The organism is Cellulosilyticum ruminicola JCM 14822, assembly GCF_001311925.1.
Lineage (GTDB): Bacteria > Bacillota > Clostridia > Lachnospirales > Cellulosilyticaceae > Cellulosilyticum > Cellulosilyticum ruminicola.
Genome location: NZ_BBCG01000135.1, coordinates 1 through 2,673 on the forward strand (window position 1 = coordinate 1; position 2,673 = coordinate 2,673).

3 protein-coding genes and 1 pseudogene are annotated in these 2,673 nt (G+C 32.5%); all 4 read right to left on the reverse strand.

The window, feature by feature from the left end; translation table 11 throughout:
- Positions 1 to 237: 237 nt before the first annotated feature.
- A pseudogene (locus JCM14822_RS22310) lies at positions 238 to 576 on the reverse strand (hypothetical protein); the annotation flags it as partial.
- Positions 577 to 611: 35 nt separating this feature from the next.
- Positions 612 to 746, reverse strand: a complete 135-nt coding sequence (locus tag JCM14822_RS22880; protein ID WP_306307387.1) for a hypothetical protein — start codon at positions 744 to 746, stop codon at positions 612 to 614.
- Positions 734 to 907 (reverse strand): hypothetical protein, encoded by a 174-nt coding sequence (locus JCM14822_RS20840; protein WP_157047905.1) that lies wholly within the window; start codon positions 905 to 907, stop codon positions 734 to 736. Before JCM14822_RS20840 ends, JCM14822_RS22880 begins: the two co-directional genes overlap by 13 nt.
- 170 nt (positions 908 to 1,077) lie before the next feature.
- Positions 1,078 to 2,391, reverse strand: a complete 1,314-nt coding sequence (locus JCM14822_RS18325) for an O-acetylhomoserine aminocarboxypropyltransferase/cysteine synthase family protein (RefSeq protein ID WP_054744066.1) — start codon at positions 2,389 to 2,391, stop codon at positions 1,078 to 1,080.
- Between the last annotated feature and the right edge of the window lie 282 nt (positions 2,392 to 2,673).

Below are 2,673 nucleotides of genomic sequence, written 5' to 3' on the forward strand. Positions count from 1 at the left end.
ATTTTCAAAGTTCATTTATTTATCAGTGCTGTTTGTCACTAATCTGTTTTATTTTATTCTGTTTTCTTACATACGTCAATACTTTTTTCTTTTATTTTTAGTAAATTTAACTGCTATACTATCACTTTCTACTATTTTAATTTTAAATAGTAAAAAGAGAGTATCATATCAAATGTTTTACTCCCTTTTCTTCCTTATCTATTTACTTCTTGTATGAAACACATTTTTTTCTAAAATTTATTTTAAGCCATCTACTCCTGTGGTTAAACAGCCTGCAATGATTAAATAAGGATTTGCATCCAATGATCCTAAACGATATTCTAAACGGCTCTCGCCTCCTCTATCTAGTATGGAATGAACAGCCACCGTCCTATCGTCCTCTGAAGCAATCACATTAATAGGTGCAAATGAATTACTTTAAAACCTTTTATATGCATTAATCATTGGTGCACCTAGAAGTGTCAATTCTCTTGCATAGGTAAGCAAATCTGATAAATATCTTTCTGTCACTTCTCTATCCTTTTCAAAGTAATTCAGTCTTTGAGTAAAATCCCAGAGACTTTGATAAATATGTAGCCCATTTCCTTCACCATATGCTTAATAAGTACAATTTAATCAGCTACTTCTAATGCATCCACACATTCTGTCACAACCTCATGCTGGAATGCACCATATTCTGCATGAAATGCTTCAATATATATTCCTAAAGCTTCTAAAGCTTGTATCATCTTTTCTACAATAGAAATTTTTTCACCATTTCTAAATAAGCTATAGCACTGTTTTCCATTTCTGCTCCTATGATACTTCTATATCCTAATTCATTAACTCTATTTATAATCTTCTTTAATAATTCTCTAGGAGCAGTTACTAAGAGGGCACCTTGTAAATCCCTTACTTCACCTAGCAAAAATGCTGTCTGCTTTCTCCATGGTATTTGCTTTAATGTAGATAAAATGTGATGTACGACAATATTTTTAAATCCCTATAAAATGATTAACATTAATTTAAATATGATACAAATGGGGTTGTCACTGAAAATTTTTCAGAACACCCCCTCTTTAGTTTCTATTATCTACATTATTTTTCTGAAACAGCATTAAATGCTTCATCTAAATCCTGAATAATATCATCAATATTTTCTGTCCCAATTGATAAACGGATTGTGTTTGGTTTGATACCTACATTTAAAAGTTCTTCTTCTGTTAATTGTGAATGGGTTGTTGATGCTGGATGAATAACTAATGATTTAACATCTGCTACATTGGCAAGTAATGAGAAGAGTTCAAGCTGATCAATGAAATCTTTTGCTTTTTGTGCATCTCCTTTAATCTCAAATGTAAAGATAGAACCACCACCGTTAGGGAAATATTTCTTATAAAGCTCTTGTTGTGTTGCATCACTAGATACTGCTGGGTGATTTACCTTTTCTACAAGTGGATGTTTGCTTAAGTAATCAACTACTTTAAGCGCATTTTCTACATGTCTTTCAACACGAAGTGATAATGTTTCTAATCCTTGTAAGAAAATGAATGAATGGAATGGTGAAATTGTTGCACCTGTATCACGAAGAAGGATTGCTCTGATTTTTGTTACAAACGCTGCTGCTCCTACTGCTTTTGTGAAGCTAATGCCATGATAACTTGGGTTTGGATCTGTAAGACCTGGGAATTTACCTGATGCTTCCCAATCAAATTTACCACTATCTACAATGACACCACCAATTGTTGTTCCATGACCACCAATGAATTTTGTTGCTGAATGGATTACAATATCTGCGCCATATTCAATTGGTCTTACAAGATAAGGTGTTGCAAAGGTATTATCGATAAGTAATGGAATTTGATGTGCATGTGCAATTTTTGCGATTGCTGCAATATCTACTACATCTGAATTAGGATTTCCTAATGTCTCGATAAAAATTGCTTTTGTATTCTCGTTAATTGCTCCTTCAACTTCTTCAAAGTTTGCTGGATCTACGAATGTGGTTTCCACGCCAAATTGTTTGATTGTATGTTCTAGGAAGTTATATGTCCCACCATAAATGTTTTTAGCTGCTACAATATGATCACCGCTACCTGCAATATTTTGAATAGCATATGAAACAGCTGCTGCACCTGATGCTACTGCAAGAGCTGCAACACCACCTTCAAGTGCAGCAATTCTTTTTTCAAATACATCTTCTGTTGGATTTGTAAGTCTTCCATAGATGTTCCCTGCATCTGTAAGATTAAATCTTGCTGCTGCATGTTCACTATTACGAAATACATAAGATGATGTTTGATAAATAGGTACTGCTCTAGCATCTGTTACTGAATCTGGACTTTCCTGACCTACATGTAATTGTAAAGTTTCAAATTTAAAGTTTCTGTTTTCTCTTGTGATTTTTCCCATAATATTCACCATTCCCTTTCGTTTACATTTTATAATTAACCTGACTATTAATATTGGTTTTCTTTGCTTTATTAATAATTATATTATAGCGGTTTTAAAACAAAGCTGTTAATACTACAAACTTATAATCCATTATTGTTAAATCCTATAATAGGTAAATGAATATTTCCTTATATTCCCCATATTTAAACGTATTTCGCAATCATAACTCCCCAACCTCGTTAAAAACATAATCTTCTAATTATAACTTATAGGATAAGATTAAAACATGACTTACTATAC

Coding starts and splice junctions, on each gene's coding strand:
- JCM14822_RS18325 (WP_054744066.1), bottom strand. CDS start 2,391: ATGGGAAAAATCACAAGAGAAAACAGAAACTTTAAATTTGAAACTTTA.